This window comes from Nocardia pseudovaccinii (genome assembly GCF_050942345.1).
GTDB lineage: Bacteria > Actinomycetota > Actinomycetes > Mycobacteriales > Mycobacteriaceae > Nocardia > Nocardia pseudovaccinii.
On record NZ_CP192074.1, the window covers coordinates 8,631,781 to 8,647,113 of the forward strand.

General features: G+C 67.4%; 9 protein-coding genes and 1 tRNA gene. 6 read left to right on the top strand and 4 right to left on the bottom strand.

Features of this window, described 5'->3' with window-relative positions:
• Positions 1–22: 22 nt before the first annotated feature.
• Positions 23–475, bottom strand: coding sequence for an Lrp/AsnC family transcriptional regulator (locus ACQPZ2_RS38965; RefSeq protein ID WP_040686931.1), 453 nt, complete (start codon positions 473–475; stop codon positions 23–25).
• Between the two features lie 109 nt (positions 476–584).
• Here ACQPZ2_RS38965 and amaB point away from each other — a divergent pair, with 109 nt between their 5' ends.
• The 4 genes from amaB to ACQPZ2_RS38985 all read left to right on the top strand — a co-directional run bounded on the left by amaB (position 585) and on the right by ACQPZ2_RS38985 (position 6,922).
• The gene (gene amaB / locus ACQPZ2_RS38970) at positions 585–2,114 is read left to right on the top strand and encodes an L-piperidine-6-carboxylate dehydrogenase (RefSeq protein ID WP_433522967.1); all 1,530 of its coding nucleotides are present in this window, start codon (positions 585–587) and stop codon (positions 2,112–2,114) included.
• Positions 2,115–2,181: 67 nt separating this feature from the next.
• Positions 2,182–2,255, top strand: a tRNA-Met gene (locus ACQPZ2_RS38975).
• Between the two features lie 175 nt (positions 2,256–2,430).
• Positions 2,431–2,910, top strand: coding sequence for a DUF3761 domain-containing protein (locus ACQPZ2_RS38980; protein ID WP_433522968.1), 480 nt, complete (start codon positions 2,431–2,433; stop codon positions 2,908–2,910).
• Between the two features lie 544 nt (positions 2,911–3,454).
• Positions 3,455–6,922: an indolepyruvate ferredoxin oxidoreductase family protein gene (locus ACQPZ2_RS38985; RefSeq protein WP_433522969.1), complete on the top strand. Its 3,468-nt coding sequence runs from the start codon at positions 3,455–3,457 to the stop codon at positions 6,920–6,922.
• A gap of 149 nt (positions 6,923–7,071) precedes the next feature.
• Here the strand turns inward: ACQPZ2_RS38985 and ACQPZ2_RS38990 are convergent, their stop codons facing one another.
• Positions 7,072–7,911 (bottom strand): SDR family oxidoreductase, encoded by an 840-nt coding sequence (locus tag ACQPZ2_RS38990; RefSeq protein ID WP_433522970.1) that lies wholly within the window; start codon positions 7,909–7,911, stop codon positions 7,072–7,074.
• Entirely contained in the window at positions 7,908–8,855 is a 948-nt protein-coding gene (locus ACQPZ2_RS38995; RefSeq protein ID WP_433522971.1) for a patatin-like phospholipase family protein, read from the bottom strand. The genes ACQPZ2_RS38990 and ACQPZ2_RS38995 overlap by 4 nt, the downstream gene beginning before the upstream one ends.
• A gap of 69 nt (positions 8,856–8,924) precedes the next feature.
• Between ACQPZ2_RS38995 and ACQPZ2_RS39000 the strand changes: the two genes are divergently transcribed.
• Entirely contained in the window at positions 8,925–9,554 is a 630-nt protein-coding gene (locus ACQPZ2_RS39000) for a TetR/AcrR family transcriptional regulator (RefSeq protein ID WP_433522972.1), read from the top strand.
• Here ACQPZ2_RS39000 and ACQPZ2_RS39005 read toward each other — a convergent pair.
• Complete coding sequence (locus ACQPZ2_RS39005; protein WP_063038784.1) at positions 9,544–10,089, bottom strand: histidine phosphatase family protein; 546 nt, start codon at positions 10,087–10,089, stop codon at positions 9,544–9,546. The genes ACQPZ2_RS39000 and ACQPZ2_RS39005 overlap by 11 nt on opposite strands.
• Before the next feature lie 137 nt (positions 10,090–10,226).
• On the opposite strand from ACQPZ2_RS39005, the gene ACQPZ2_RS39010 reads away from it, so the two are divergent.
• Positions 10,227–15,119: an ATP-dependent helicase gene (locus ACQPZ2_RS39010; protein WP_433522973.1), complete on the top strand. Its 4,893-nt coding sequence runs from the start codon at positions 10,227–10,229 to the stop codon at positions 15,117–15,119.
• Positions 15,120–15,333: the final 214 nt, after the last annotated feature.

Here is a 15,333-nt window from a genome sequence, read left to right on the forward strand (position 1 = left end):
ACGGAGGAATTACGGTCAGAGGCTACCTGTCGTAGAATGTCTGCAAGATGATGGTGCTTCGAGTTCGCACGTTGGCGGTCGCCCTGATCTCCTGTAGCAACTGCTCGAGGTGCCGAGGAGAGGCCACCCGCACCAGCAACACGTAACTCTCGTCACCGGCCACCGAGTGGCATGCCTCGATCCCCGGGATATGTTGCAGCACGGCGGGCGCGTCATCGGGTTGCGAGGGGTCGAGAGGAGTGATGGCGACGAATGCCGACAACAGTTGCCCGAGCGCCTCGGGATCGACATGCGCGGTATAGCCACGGATCACCCCGCGCGCCTCTAGTCTGCGGACCCGCGACTGCACAGCCGAGACCGATAAGCTCGCCTTTTCGGCCAGATTCGACAGGGTGGCGCGACCATCGGCCATCAGTTCACGAATCAGCAGGCGATCGATGTCATCGAGTACGGGTCTTGCCGGTGTATCCGCCATCAGCGAAGGCTAACCCAGCGGGGGCTGCTCGTGGCAAAAACTTCTGCTCGTTAACGCACCGTACCCATCCGATATTGTTCGCCGACCCAAAGCTAAAGCGGAGCAACCGATGACAGATACGCTCGACGACCACCTGACCGAGAACCTGGCAACCCGGGCGGCCGGACTGCTGCACACACTCGGCGCGCCGACACCGGTCGCGGGCGAGCTGCCCGCACGAACGCCGATCACCGGCGGCACGCTCATGACCCTGCCCGCCGATTCCCTCGACGCTGCGGATGCGGCGATCGAGCGGGCGGCGGCGGCCTTCCGCGGCTGGCGCACCGTACCCGCGCCGGTGCGGGCCGGGGTGGTGCGGCGACTGGCCGAACTGCTCACCGCGCACAAGGCCGAACTCGGCGAGTTGGTCACCCTGGAGGCGGGGAAGATCGCCGCGGAGGCCGTCGGCGAGGTGCAGGAAATGATCGATATCTGCGAATTCGCGATCGGTCTGTCGCGCCAGCTCTACGGCAAGACCATGCCCTCGGAACGGCCCGGACATCGGCTGATGGAGACCTGGCATCCGCTCGGCGTGGTCGGGGTCATCTCGGCATTCAACTTCCCAGTCGCGGTGTGGGCGTGGAATACCGCCCTCGCGCTGGTCTGCGGCGACACCGTGGTGTGGAAGCCGTCGGAGACGACACCGCTGACGGCGCTGGCCTGCCATACGCTGCTGCGCCGTGCGGCGGCCGATGTCGGCGCGGATCCCGAAGTGCATCAACTGATTCAAGGTGGCGCGGCGGTCGGGTCCCGGCTGGTCGAGGACGAGCGGGTGGCACTGGTGAGCGCGACCGGTTCGATCCGGATGGGCCGCACGGTGGCACCGCGGGTGGCCGCTCGGTTCGGGCGATGCCTGCTGGAATTGGGCGGTAACAACGGCGCGATCGTCACGCCCACAGCGGATCTGGAGCTGGCGGCGCGCGGCATCGTATTCGCGGCGGCGGGTACGGCCGGACAGCGCTGTACGACCTTGCGCCGGTTGATCGTGCACGCCGATGTCGTCGGACCGCTGCTGAATCGCGTGGCCGGGGCGTATCGACAACTGCGCGTCGGCAATCCGCTCGACGACGGTGTGCTCGTCGGCCCGCTGATCAACGGCCGCGCCTACGCAGGGATGCGTGCGGCGATCGATCGTGCGCTTGCCGACGGCGGCGAATTGGTCTGCGGTGGTGAGCGAGTCGACGGCTTCGGCGACGACGCCTTTTACGTGCGTCCCGCGATTGTCCGCATGCCCGCTCAGACCGCCGTGGTCCGTGAGGAAACCTTCGCACCGATCCTGTACGTGCTCACCTACCGCGACTTCGACGCCGCCGTCGACCTGCACAACGGTGTTCCGCAAGGCCTTTCCTCGGCCGTCTTCACCGCCGACCAGCGCGAGGCCGAACGCTTCCTCGCCGCCGACGGCTCCGACTGCGGCATCGCCAACGTCAATATCGGCACCTCCGGCGCGGAGATCGGCGGCGCGTTCGGCGGGGAGAAGCAGACCGGTGGTGGACGGGAATCCGGGTCCGACTCGTGGAAGGCGTACATGCGGCGCGCGACCAACACCGTCAACTACTCCGATCAGCTGCCATTGGCGCAGGGCATCCAATTCGGCTGAGCCACAACAGCAGAGCGAATAATCGCTCGCGCGCACCACCGGCATCGACGTAACGTTGCTCGTACGACGCGGGGTGGAGCAGCTAGGTAGCTCGCTGGGCTCATAACCCAGAGGTCGCAGGTTCGAATCCTGCCCCTGCCACTGATGGTCCAGGCCGGTCGGCGCTAAACCGACTGGCCTGGACGTTTTTTCGTCGCGTGCGCTCTGCGGCGAGTCGCCGGGAGTGTCGGTAACGGGATGTATGCCAGGCCGATTGAGCGAGTAGCCCAGGCGCCCAAACCTTCAGACCGGCCTGGCAGCATCTCAGTAGGGGAACATGAGTATCCGCGTCAACACTCTCGTCGGCACCGGCCTCGCACTCGCGGGTGCGCTCACACTGCTGCTCAGCGGCTGCGCGCCGCAATCGAGCGGCCCCGGCCTCACCGCCGCGACGGCGTCGATCACCACGTCCAAGGTCACCTCGACACCGGTTGCGACAACGTCACCGCAGCCGACCACCGCAGCTCCGACGACCGCACCGCCGACCACCTCGGTGGCACCACCTGCGGCGGTCCCCGCACCGCCCGCACCGATCGCCTCGGCACCACCCGCGGCAGCCGCCCCGCTCGCCCAATCCCAGCCGTCCTGCGGCAACGACTCTTACCTCAACTCGGACAACCAATGTGTCCACCGCCCCCAGTCCGCACCCGCCGCCCCGCCCGGAGCCACCGCCCGCTGCACCGACGGCACCTACAGCTACAGCCAGCACCGCTCCGGCACCTGCTCCCACCACGGCGGTGTAGTCGCCTGGTTGTAGCTCCTTGCCATCGCAGCGGCGACTCCGCGGATGCGGCGCACCCGAGCTCCCGCACACCGTGATGGGCGTATCGGAAACCCGCCTTCCAACTGGGCACCTACACAAGTGGTGCCCAGTTCCGACAAGGGGTCACGAACTCACCTGCTCCGCATGAACTCGCGCCGCCCGCACGAATACACCCGGCCCGCCCGACCTGCTCCGTGCGCGAATTCGCTTGGCACACACGAGTCCCAGCCCATGGCCTGGCGGGCCGCGAACTTCGCTTGGTACCCGGACTCGGCTGGTGCGTGAGCTCCCCTGGCGCGAACGAACTTGCCTGGGGTGGTCCGGTGGCGTGATGCAATCATTCCGGCTCGCGTGGCCGGGGTCACATTTCACCTCGCATCCTGCGCAGCTCATGCCCACCAGTCGAGCTACATATTGAGCAGTCTGCTCAGCGTGTCGCACATCAGTTGTGCGTTCAGCTCTTCAAGTACAGGATGGCGGCTAGAAATGCTCAACGAAGCGAAGCGCCCGATCGGCGCCTCGCGGACGGGTGGACTCCATGACCGAGCTCGCGGACCGCGAACTGATCCCAGCCCCCTATGACCTGGCCGACCGCTATCGCGTCGGCGCGGGCACCGTTGTCCTCACCGGCGTCCAGGCGATTGCTCGACAGCTGGTCGAGCAGCATGTTCGTGATCTGCGCGCCGGACGCCGGGTCGGCACCTTCGTATCCGGATATCAGGGCAGCCCGCTCGGCGGCGTCGACAAGATGCTCAACGGGATGCCGAATGTACTGGCCGAGCACGATATTTCGTTCGTTCCCGGCTTGAACGAGGAACTCGCGGCGACCTCGGTGTGGGGCAGCCAAGCGGATCTGCCCGCGGGCGCGGCGACGCATGACGGCATTGTCGGAGTCTGGTACGGCAAGGGCCCCGGTCTCGATCGCGCGACGGACGCACTGCGGCACGCCAATATGTACGGCGCGAATGCCCGTGGCGGTGTCCTGTTGCTGGTCGGCGATGATCCGGCTTCCAAGTCTTCGACCGTCCCCGCGGTGAGTGAGCGTTCGCTGGCGGCAATGGGTATTCCGGTGCTGTTTCCGCGCAACGCCCGCGAAATCATCACGATGGGTCTGCACGGTGTCGCGCTCTCGCGGGCATCGGGATGCCTGGTCGCGCTGAAGATCGTCGCCGACGTCGCCGACGGCGCGTGGACAGTCGACGGCTCGGTCGGCGATATCGACATCACCGTCCCCGAGATCGAGTGGGAGGGCAGGCCGTTCACCTATCTCCAGCGGCCGATGGCCGCGCCGACGGACAGCGTGCTCGCCGAGGCCGATCTGTACGGGCCGCGCTGGAAAATGGTGCAGGCCTACAGCACACTCAATGAACTCGACGTCATCGAGGTGAATCCGGTGCGCGCCCACATCGGCATCGCCGCCACCGGAACCACATTCGATGCCGTGCGCCAGGCGCTGATCGATCTCGGCGTCGACGATGACGCACTGCATCGCGCCGGGGTTCGACTGCTGCGCATCGGCATGCCGTATCCCATTGCACCCGAACGGGTCCGGCAGTTCGCCGATGGGCTCGAGCGGATCGTCGTCGTCGAGGACAAGACCGCGTTCATCGAAACACAGATACGCGAAATCCTGTACGGCACTTCCGATGCGCCACAGATCATCGGCAAGCGCGATGCCGAGAACCGGCCGCTGTTCGCGCAGGACGGCGAGCTCACTTCGGGCCGGATCGTGGCACCGCTGCGCCGCGCGCTCCAGGGTCGGCTGGAGATGAAACGTCCCTTGCCGCAGCCACTGTCGCTTGCGGTTCTGCCCGCGAAGCGGGCCGCCTACTTCTGTAGCGGCTGTCCGCACAACCGGTCCACCGCCGTGCCGGAAGGGTCGATCGCCGGTGGCGGCATCGGCTGCCACACCATGGTGACCATGTCCGGCCGCGAAGACAGCAAGGTGACCGGGCTGACCCAGATGGGCGGCGAGGGTGCGCAGTGGATCGGTCAGGCCCCGTTCACCTCGGTGCCGCATCTGTTCCAGAACATCGGTGACGGAACGTATTTCCACTCCGGACAACTCGCGGTGCAGGCGTGTATCGCCGCGGGCGTGAATATCACGTACAAGCTGCTCTACAACGACGTCGTCGCGATGACCGGCGCGCAGGACGCCGAGGGCGCGCTCGCGGTGCCCGAGCTGACCCGCAAACTCACCACCGAGGGCGTGCGGCAGATCATCATCTGCGCCGATGAACCCAAGAAGTATCGCAAGCGCGACCTCGCCGCCGGAACCCTGCTCTGGCACCGGGATCGGCTCGACGAAGCCCAGCGCACCCTGCGCGAGATCCCCGGCGTGACCGTACTCATCTACGACCAGCACTGCGCCGCGGACGCGCGCCGTCAGCGCAAGCGGGGCACGCTGCCGGTCCGGCGGACCCGGGTGGTCATCAACGAGGCGGTCTGCGAGGGCTGTGGTGACTGCGGCGTCAAGAGCAACTGCCTTTCGGTGCAGCCGGTCGATACCGAATTCGGCCGCAAAACCCGTATCGATCAGACCTCGTGCAATACCGACTACAGCTGCATGGACGGAGATTGCCCCTCGTTCGTAACGGTCGAGCTTCCAGCGAAGGCCGAGAAGCGCAAGGCAACTCGGCGCACTGAGCCACCAGTACTGCCCGACCTGTCGAACGATGCACCGGCGACGACCCAGAACGTATTCCTCGCCGGTATCGGCGGCACCGGAATCGTGACGGTCAACCAGGTGCTCGCGACCGCGGCGTTGCGCGCCGGGTACGAGGTGGCGAGCCTGGACCAGATCGGCCTGAGCCAGAAGGCCGGACCGGTCGTATCGCACCTGCGGTTCGCGAGTGGCGAATTGGAACCGGCGAACCGCCTGACGCCGGGTTCGGCCGATTGCATCGTCGCGTTCGACCTGCTCGCCGCCACCGATAGCAAGAATCTGGCCTACGGGTCGAAGCAGACCACCTTGTCCGTCGCGTCGACCAGCAAGACCGCGACCGGCGAAATGGTCTACGACAAGTCCGTCGCGTATCCCGAAGAGCGCGAATTGCTTTCCCGGCTCGAACAGGTGTCGCGTTCAGTGCGGTCGTTCGACGCGCTGGCCGCGGCCGAGGTGCTGTTCGGCAATACCGCGGCCGCCAACTTCCTGCTCGTCGGCGCCGCCTACCAGATCGGTGGCCTGCGCATACCCGCGTCGGCGATCGAGGAGGCCATCGAGATCAACGGCGTTGCGGTGCATGCCAATATCGCGGCATTCCGCTGGGGCCGGGTGGCGATCGCGCGGCCGGACGAGTTCGCCGCTGTCACCGCGCGAAAGACGCACAAGCGCGCCGAGATCGCCATTCCGGCAGACCTCTTCGACGGCGTGACCGCGACAGGTGAGACCAGGCGGCTGCTCGAACTGCGTGCCGTCGAGCTGATCGGCTTCCAGGGCGTACGCGTCGCGCGCGGCTATATCCGCGCCGTGCAACGCATTTGGGAGGCAGAGCAACGCGTCACCGATCGCACCGAGTTCAGCGAGCAGGTGGCCCGCGGCCTCTACAAGTTCACCGCGTACAAGGACGAATACGAAGTTGCCCGCCGCTTGACCGACCCCGCTTTCCTCGACCAGGTCAGCGAGCAACTCCCCGACGGCGCCAACCTCACCTACCGCCTGCACCCGCCGATCCTGCGCGCCATGGGCCGCAGGAAGAAGATCGGCCTCAGCCCCCGCAGCCACCTCGCCCTGCGCGTTCTCGCCAAAGGAAAGCGCCTGCGCGGCACCAAATTCGACCCCTTCGGCTACGCCCACGTCCGCCGCGTCGAACGGGCCTTGCTCGCCCATTACACGGAAATGGTGACCACCCTGGCCACCGGCCTCGCCCCAGCCGACTACGACCGCGCCACCCGAGCCGCCGCACTCCCCGACCTGGTCCGCGGCTACGAGGACATCAAACTGGCCAACGTCGAGCTCTACCGAAACAGCCTCCAGGATCTCGGCATCAAACCCCCGCAGCTCTAGCAGCCGCACCGACCTGGCACCCCGTCTCCGCACCTGGTACCCCACATACGGGGATGCCAGATCGCGAGATGGGGTCCAGGCCGGTTCAGCTACGGAAAGTCCGGAACCAGGTGCCGAGGCATCGCGTGGGACGGATGGAAAAGTTTCGGCTATTCGGTGATCGAACGGACCTGCTGTTCGTATTGCGCGCGAGTTTCGGCATCGGCGGGGTGCAGGGCGCGGTTGCCGTCGAGGAGTCGGCGAACGAGGCGGACCGCGCGTTCGGGGGCGGCGGCCAAGGCTATGTCGATGGGGCCCAGGTAGTTCGGGACGGCTACCTCGGACTTGCGGGTTCCGCAGGTTTGCAGGATGGCGGCGGCGACATCTTCGGGGTCCACGGTGGGCATGCCCTTGCCGAGGGTCAGTCCGGAAGACAGGCGGGTGCGGACGGCCGAGGGCATGACGCAGCTGACGCTGACACCCTGTGGTGCGAACTCCAAACGTGTTGCGGCGGACAGGCCTACGGCGGCGAATTTGCTCGCGTTGTAGACGGCGAGGCCCGCGACCGGGATCTTGCCCGCGAGCGAGGCGACATTGACGACGTGGCCGCGGCGGCGCTCGATCATGCCGGGCACCACCGCGCGCATGCCGTGGATGAGGCCCCAGACGTTGATATCGAAGGTGGCGTGGCCGACCGCGTCGGGCTCGTCGAGGAACGCGCCCGCGGGCATGACGCCCGCATTGTTGACGAGAACATCCACCGCACCGAAGTCGGCCACGACCTTGTCCCACTGGTCGCGAGCACGGACGTCGAGCTCATAGGCACGCGCACCGATCGCCGCAGCGGCGGATTCGGCTGCGGCAGTATCGACATCGGCGATAGCGATTTCAGCGCCCTTGGCCGCGAACAGTTCCGCGGTCGACTGTCCGATGCCGCGGCCCGCACCGGTGATCAGCACCCGCGCGCCCTCGAGGTCGATATCCGGATAACCGTGACCGAGAATATTCATGCGAAGACTCCTTGTTCCAGCGCTCGGCGGGTGCTGCACAGACTGTGTTCGAAGGTTTGGAGACGGCGGCGACCGTCCATGAAATTCGGGCCCATCACCGCGAGATCGGCTGCGGTGGCGCCGATCACGAGGACGCGCGTGCCCGCCGCACGCAATACCCCGACCTCGGCGGCGAGCTGGGCACTCATGCGATTGCGCAGCTGCCGCTCCAGGAAATGACCGGGACCGGTCGCGGGGACTGCTTCGACGGAGGCCATCGGTGCGAGCACCAGCACCTCGTCGAGTTGTTGCGCGGCAAGCAGATCCACCGATGCGGTCGAGCCCGCACCGCCATCGATGAAACGGCGTCCGGCAATGGAAACGGGCGGGAACCAGCCGGGTACCGCCCACGATGCGCGCAGCGCCGCACCCAAGTGCGCCGACGGTGCGTCGGGCGCGCCGAACGGAACCCGTTCTCCTGTCGCATAGTCCATGCTGACCAGCCAGGTCGCGGGATGAGACACCCAGGAGCGGCCGGGATTCAGGCGATCGGCCAGATGTTGCAACCAGCTCGCATCACCACCACCGATCGGCAGTAGGCCGCTGCCCGCGGTGAGCAACCGCTGTCCGGTCGCGGGCGCACGCAGACTCAATGCCAACGCACCCAGCCGCGGCCGGGGCAGCGGCGGGAACCGTCCGGGTTCGGCACCCATATGCGCCGACAGGATCGGATTCGCCGAGGTGCCCCGCTGCATGGCGACGAGTTCATCCACGCCGACACCGCTGCCGAGCAGGGTGGCCGTCTCGGCACCGGCCGGTGTGCCGAGCAGCACGTCAGCTTCGCGCGGATCCCAATCCAGCACCTCGCGGGTGGCGGCCAGCGCGGCGACGATCCAGGCGAACCCGAGCGTGCCGCCGCAGCCGATGGCCAGGCCGCGCCGTTGCGACCGGTTTTTGTTACCCATGGTTTCAAACACTAGCAGAATTCAAATACCTTTGGTATCCGAAATCCATGGGTACGTAGAATCTGCGGTATGGCACGTCTGACCCGGTCCGAAAGTCAGGCCCGTACCAGGGCCGACCTGATCGCGACCGCACGCGATCTCTTCCTGACCGAGGGCTATGCGAAAACCAGTCTGGAGCGGGTCGCCGAGGAGGCTGGCTACTCGAAGGGCGCGGTCTACTCGAACTTCCGTACCAAGAAGGAGCTCTGTTTGGAGGTGCTCGGGCTGATCCACGCGACGAAGTTCGGCGAGGTGGCCGATCTGATGGCGGCGGGCGAGACGCTCGACGATCAGCTCGCGCGCTTCCACGAATGGGCCGAGCACACCATCGGCGATGTCGGCTGGACCATGCTCGAATTCGAATTCGCCACGGTCGCCCGCGACGATCCGGAACTCAAGGCCGCGCTGGTCTCCAGCCTCGCCATGATGCGCGGCGCCGTCGCGGCGCAGGTGCAGACGCTTTCGGACACGATCGGAATCCCACTACCGATGCCCGCGGAGAATGCCGCGACGGCAATCCTGAGCATGGGCATCGGACTCGGCATGCAGCGGGCCGTCGATCCGTCGATTCCGGTGCGGCTGATCACCGATGCGGTACGACTGCTCGTGACGATGGGCGATGGACCGCTGCGCGCGATGAGCCCGGATCTCACGCCGTGAAGTGCAACGTCCATTCGCCGCGGTAATGCAGCCGGGTGACGCTGCCCGGCGGAATGTCGATCCGCCAGAACGATTTCGGCGGCGCGTCCAGGGTCACCAGCAGCGCCGCGCGGATCACCGCCGGATGGGTGACCGCGATGGTGGACATGCCCTCGGAGGCGATTTCGGCCATCCAGTACCTGGTCCGCTCGACCACATCGGTCACGGATTCGCCACCGTGACCGCGGAACTGCGGGTCGGTCAGCCAGGCATACAGCTCATCCTGCGGCACCGACATCAGTTCGCCGCCGCGCCACGCGCCGGCATCCAGATCGCGCAGCCGGGCGTCCTCCTCGCCCGGAAGTCCCATCAGCGCAGCCGTTTCCACGGTCCGGCGTTCGGGTCCGGTGAGCACGCGCGCCGCGGTCAGGCGGCCATACGCCGCGATTGCTCGGCGACCGGCCTCGGTCAGCGATTCGTCTACTGGAAAACGTGCCTTTCGCATCGCCTCGGTCATGCCATGGCTGACCAGGTCGAGTCTGAGCACCTTTTGCACGGTTGGAAGCGTACGGTGCGGCGCTGGCGGCCGTACTTCGATTGCCACCCCTTCGCTCGGGCTGCGAGCCATTTGCCCGGCTCGAAGTCTTCCGGCCGCCGCTGCCGGTTGTCGGTGCCCGGGTGCACACTGATGCCATGGCCCAGTTCTCCACCGCGACCCAGGAGTGGTTCGACGGCGCATTTCCCGCGCCCACAGCCGCACAACTGGGCGCGTGGCAGGCCATTGCCGCAGGTGAGCACACCTTGGTCGTCGCGCCGACCGGTTCGGGTAAGACGCTGTCGGCCTTTCTGTGGGCCATCGATCAACTCGCCACCCGGCCGAAGCGGGAGGGCAAGGTGGGCACCTCGGTGCTCTATGTGTCGCCGTTGAAGGCATTGGCGGTGGACGTGGAACGGAATTTGCGCGCGCCGCTGGTCGGGGTCACCCAGACCGCGAAGCGCCTCGGCTTGGACCCGCCCACGATCACCGTCGGCGTCAGGTCCGGGGATACCAGTCCGGCGGACCGGCGATCGATGCAGCGGACACCACCCGACATTCTGATCACCACGCCCGAATCACTGTTCCTGATGCTCACCTCCGCGGCCAGGGAGACGCTGAGCGATGTCGGCACGGTGATCGTGGACGAGGTGCACGCCATCGCGGGCGGTAAGCGCGGCGCGCATCTGGCGCTGTCGCTGGCCCGGATGGATCAACTGATAACAGCGTCGCGGAGCGACTCGATGAGGGGTGGCGGTCGGGCGACGGGTGGGCCCGAGCGGCGCGCACAGCGGATCGGGCTGTCGGCGACGGTGCGACCGCCCGAGGAGGTCGGGCGGTTCCTGGTCGGAAATGCGCCGATCACCATCGTTTCGCCGCCCGCTCCCAAGACTTTCGATCTGTCCGTGCGCGTGCCGATCGCGGACATGACCGAAGCGGGCGATTCCGATCAGCCCGGGTCGATCTGGCCGCATGTGGACGAGGCGATCGTGGATCTGGTGCTGGACCACCGGTCTTCGATCGTCTTCGCGAATTCGCGCAGGTTGGCCGAGCGGCTGACCGCGCGGCTCAATGAGGCCTATGCCGCGCGACTGGGCGAGGCCGTCGAGACCGTGTCCGATACGCCGCGCGCGGGGCCCTCCGTGGTTACGCGAGCTGCCTCCTCCGGGCCTGACGCGCGCGGCGGGCACAAACCGCCCGCCCAACTCGGTGCGTCCACCGAAGTGATCCACGGCGCGGATCCGCTGCTGGCCCGGGCACACCACGGTTCGGTGAGCAAGGAGCAGCGGGCGCTGATCGAGGACGATCTCAAGAGCGGACGGCTGCGCTGCGTTGTCGCCACCAGCAGTCTCGAACTCGGAATCGATATGGGCGCGGTCGATTTGGTGGTGCAGGTGGAGGCGCCGCCGTCGGTGGCGAGTGGGTTGCAGCGGGTCGGGCGGGCCGGGCACCAGGTCGGTGAGATCTCGCGCGGGGTGCTGTTCCCGAAGCATCGCACCGATGTCATCCACTGCGCGGTCGCCTCGCAGCGGATGACGGCGGGGCAGATCGAGGCACTGCAAGTTCCCGCGCACCCCTTGGACATCCTGGCCCAGCAGACCGTCGCGGCCTGCGCGCTCGAACCCATCGATGTCGACGCCTGGTTCGAAACCGTGCGCGGCACCGGCAATTACGCCTCGCTGCCCAGGTCGGCGTATGAATCGGTGCTCGATCTGCTCGCCGGTCGCTATCCATCGGACGAGTTCGCCGAATTGCGGCCCCGGCTCGTGTGGGACCGCGACGCGGGCACGCTCACCGGTCGGCCAGGTGCGCAGCGGCTGGCGGTGACCTCGGGTGGCGCGATCCCGGATCGCGGCCTGTTCGCGGTCTACATGGTCGGCGAAAAGGCCTCGCGGGTGGGCGAACTCGATGAGGAGATGGTGTACGAATCGCGCGTCGGCGATGTATTCGCCCTCGGCGCGACCAGCTGGCGCATCGAGGAGATCACCTTCGACCGGGTGCTGGTCACTCCCGCGTTCGGGCAGCCTGGGCGGTTGCCCTTCTGGCATGGTGACGGACTCGGTCGTCCCGCCGAACTCGGTGCGGCGCTCGGGGAATTCATTCGCAAGGCCGGTGTGCACGCACCGAAGGGTGCGGACCCCGGCACCGATGGAAAGAAGAGCTCCTCGGCGGATCCAGCAGTCGACGCACTCCTGCGTGGCGCGGGCCTCGACGACAATGCCACCACGAATCTGGTGACGCTGCTCGATGAACAACGCACTGCCACCGGACAATTGCCCACCGACAAGACCCTGATCGTCGAGCGGTTCCGCGACGAGCTCGGCGATTGGCGGTTGGTGCTGCATTCGCCGTACGGCCTGCCGGTGCACGCACCGTGGGCATTGGCGATCGGTGCGCGGCTGCGGGAGCGGTTCGGGGTGGACGTCGCGCCGAATGCTTCCGACGACGGAATAGTCGTACGACTGCCCGATACCACCGACGATCCGCCCGGTGCAGAGCTTTTCGTGTTCGAGCCCGATGAGATCGATGACATCGTCACCGAGCAGGTCGGCGGATCAGCGCTGTTCGCATCGCGATTCCGGGAGTGCGCGGCGCGGGCGCTGCTGCTGCCTCGGCGCGATCCGGGTAAGCGTGCGCCGTTGTGGCAGCAGCGGCAGCGGTCGGCGCAATTGCTCGATGTGGCGCGGAAGTTTCCGGACTTTCCGATCCTGTTGGAGACGGTGCGCGAATGTCTGCGTGACGTTTACGATCTGCCGTCGCTGCGCGATCTGCTCGGACGGGTGGCGCGTCGCCAGGTGCGACTGGTCGAGGTCGAGACCGCTACGCCGTCACCATTCGCCAATTCCCTGCTGTTCGATTACATCGGACAGTTCATGTACGACGGGGACAGTCCGCTGGCCGAACGTCGGGCCGCCGCACTGTCGCTCGATTCGAGTCTGCTCGCCGAACTGCTCGGGCGGGTGGAGCTGCGGGAACTGTTGGACGCCACCGTTATCGAGCAGACCGAGCGGGAATTGCAGCGGCTCACACCCGAACGGTTGGCGCGGGACGCGGAGGGGCTGGCCGATCTGTTGCGGTTGCTCGGACCGCTTACTGCCGAGGAAGCCGCGCAACGCTGCGTCGGCGTTCAACTCGACGATGCGGAGCCCACCGGTGATCCGGCGGAATGGTTCGCAGACTTGGTGCAGTCCAAGCGCGCACTCGAGGTCACGTTCGCCGGACGGACCTGGTGGGTCGCGGTGGAAGATGCCGCGCGCCTGCGCGACGCGCTCGGCGTACCGCTCCCGATCGGCACCCCCGCCGCATTCATCGAACCGGTCGCTGATCCGCTCGGAGACCTGGTCGGGCGCTTTGCCCGCACACACGGACCGTTCACCACCGAGGCCGTGGCCGCTCGTTTCGGACTCGGCACCGCGGTCGCCGCGACGGCACTGCATCGGCTGGTCGCGGAAAAGCGCGTGGTGGAGGGCGAATTCACACCAGCGGCCAGCGGCTCGGAGTGGTGCGACAGTCAGGTGCTGCGCCGATTGCGCCGCCGGTCGCTCGCGGCCGCCCGGCACGAGGTGGAACCGGTCGCGACCGCTGCCTTCGGCCGGTTCCTGCCATCCTGGCAGCACATCGGCACCGGCGAATTGCGCGGGGTCGACGGGGTCGCGGCGGTGGTGGAACAGCTTGCGGGAGTGCCGATTCCCGCTTCCGCGTGGGAATCGCTGGTTTTGCCAGCGCGGGTGCGCGACTACTCCCCCGCCATGTTGGACGAGTTGATGGCCACCGGTGAGGTCATCTGGTCCGGGCACGGCGCAATCACCGCGAAGGACGGCTGGATTGCCCTGCACCTGGCCGATCAGGCCCCGTTCACCCTGACGCCCGCCGACGAGATCGAACTGTCCGAGGTACATCTGCGCCTGCTCAACGGGTTGGGGGCATCGATAGCCCCGTGGATGCCCATCGATTCCGAGCCCGGCGCCGGATCAGGCCAGGTCGTATCGCTGGACGATGATGCAGCACAGGATGTTTCAGCGATGCCGGGCAATTCGGCGACACGAGGCACCTCGGTGACCAACGGCTCAGCGGGCCGAGACAGTTCGCCGCTGCGACTTCCCCCGGTGCTGCACGGCGGCGGCGCGTACTTCTTCCGGCAACTCTCCGACGCCACCGGACTCCTCGACGACGCCGAAGTCGCGGATGCATTGTGGGAGCTCGTCTGGGCAGGCGTGGTCTCGGGTGACACCTTCGCCCCCGTTCGCGCCCTGCTCTCGGGGACCGCACGGACCACCACCGCCCATCGCACACCACGGCGCGCACCGCGCGGACGCGCCTACCTCCCACGACCGAATATGCCCACCCGATCCGGACCGCCCGCCGTCGCGGGCCGCTGGTCGCTGCTGCCGGAGCGAGTAGCGGACAACACCCTGCGCGCCCACGCAACGGCCGACACCCTGCTGGAACGGTACGGCGTGCTGACCCGCGGCTCGGTACAGAACGAGGGCGTGCCGGGCGGATTCGCGCTCATGTACCGCGTGCTCACCGAATTCGAGGATCGCGGCCGTTGCCGCCGCGGCTATTTCATCGATTCGCTGGGCGGCGCACAGTTCTCCACCACCGATGTGGTGGACCGGCTGCGCTCCTTCGACACCGAGCGCACTCGCCCCGGCACCGGTGGACAACGCCGGAGCACCGCATTCGCCTTGGCGGCAAGCGATCCCGCAAACCCCTACGGCGCGGCACTGCCCTGGCCGAAGGGCCCCTCCGAGGGCGCGGGCCACCGTCCCGGACGCAAGGCCGGCGCCATCGTCGTGCTCGCCGACGGCGAACTCGCGCTGTATCTGGAGCGCGGCGGCAAAACCCTGCTCACCTTCACCGAGGACCCGAACGTCCGCCAGGCCGCGGCCACCGCCCTGGCCGATCTGGTACGCGACCGCCGCGTCGACTCACTCGTGATCGACCGGGTCGACGGAGAAACCGTGCACGGCAACACCTTCGCCGGTTTCCTCACCGAGGCCGGATTCTCCGCGACACCGAGAGGCCTCCGCCTACGGAGCAAGCCGTGAACGGTGACACCATCGTGGCAGCCGCGGTAACGGCCACTCGCGCGCCGCAAAGCGAGGCCGGATTCTCGGTAACCCCACGCGGCCTGCGATTGCGGAGCAGGCCGCGCCCCGACGACGAGCCCGCGCACGGCGACACCACTCCGGCAGTCATCGCGACGGGCACTCGCACCCCGCAAAGCGGGAATCGCGCGGGGAAGAGCGGACTCGAACTACG

What these genes read in the sequence shown, in the direction of transcription:
- ACQPZ2_RS38965 (WP_040686931.1), bottom strand. Translation starts at nt 475, where the DNA reads ATGGCGGATACACCGGCAAGACCCGTACTCGATGACATCGATCGCCTG.
- amaB (WP_433522967.1), top strand. Translation starts at nt 585, where the DNA reads ATGACAGATACGCTCGACGACCACCTGACCGAGAACCTGGCAACCCGG.
- ACQPZ2_RS38980 (WP_433522968.1), top strand. Translation starts at nt 2,431, where the DNA reads ATGAGTATCCGCGTCAACACTCTCGTCGGCACCGGCCTCGCACTCGCG.
- ACQPZ2_RS38985 (WP_433522969.1), top strand. Translation starts at nt 3,455, where the DNA reads ATGACCGAGCTCGCGGACCGCGAACTGATCCCAGCCCCCTATGACCTG.
- ACQPZ2_RS38990 (WP_433522970.1), bottom strand. Translation starts at nt 7,911, where the DNA reads ATGAATATTCTCGGTCACGGTTATCCGGATATCGACCTCGAGGGCGCG.
- ACQPZ2_RS38995 (WP_433522971.1), bottom strand. Translation starts at nt 8,855, where the DNA reads ATGGGTAACAAAAACCGGTCGCAACGGCGCGGCCTGGCCATCGGCTGC.
- ACQPZ2_RS39000 (WP_433522972.1), top strand. Translation starts at nt 8,925, where the DNA reads ATGGCACGTCTGACCCGGTCCGAAAGTCAGGCCCGTACCAGGGCCGAC.
- ACQPZ2_RS39010 (WP_433522973.1), top strand. Translation starts at nt 10,227, where the DNA reads ATGGCCCAGTTCTCCACCGCGACCCAGGAGTGGTTCGACGGCGCATTT.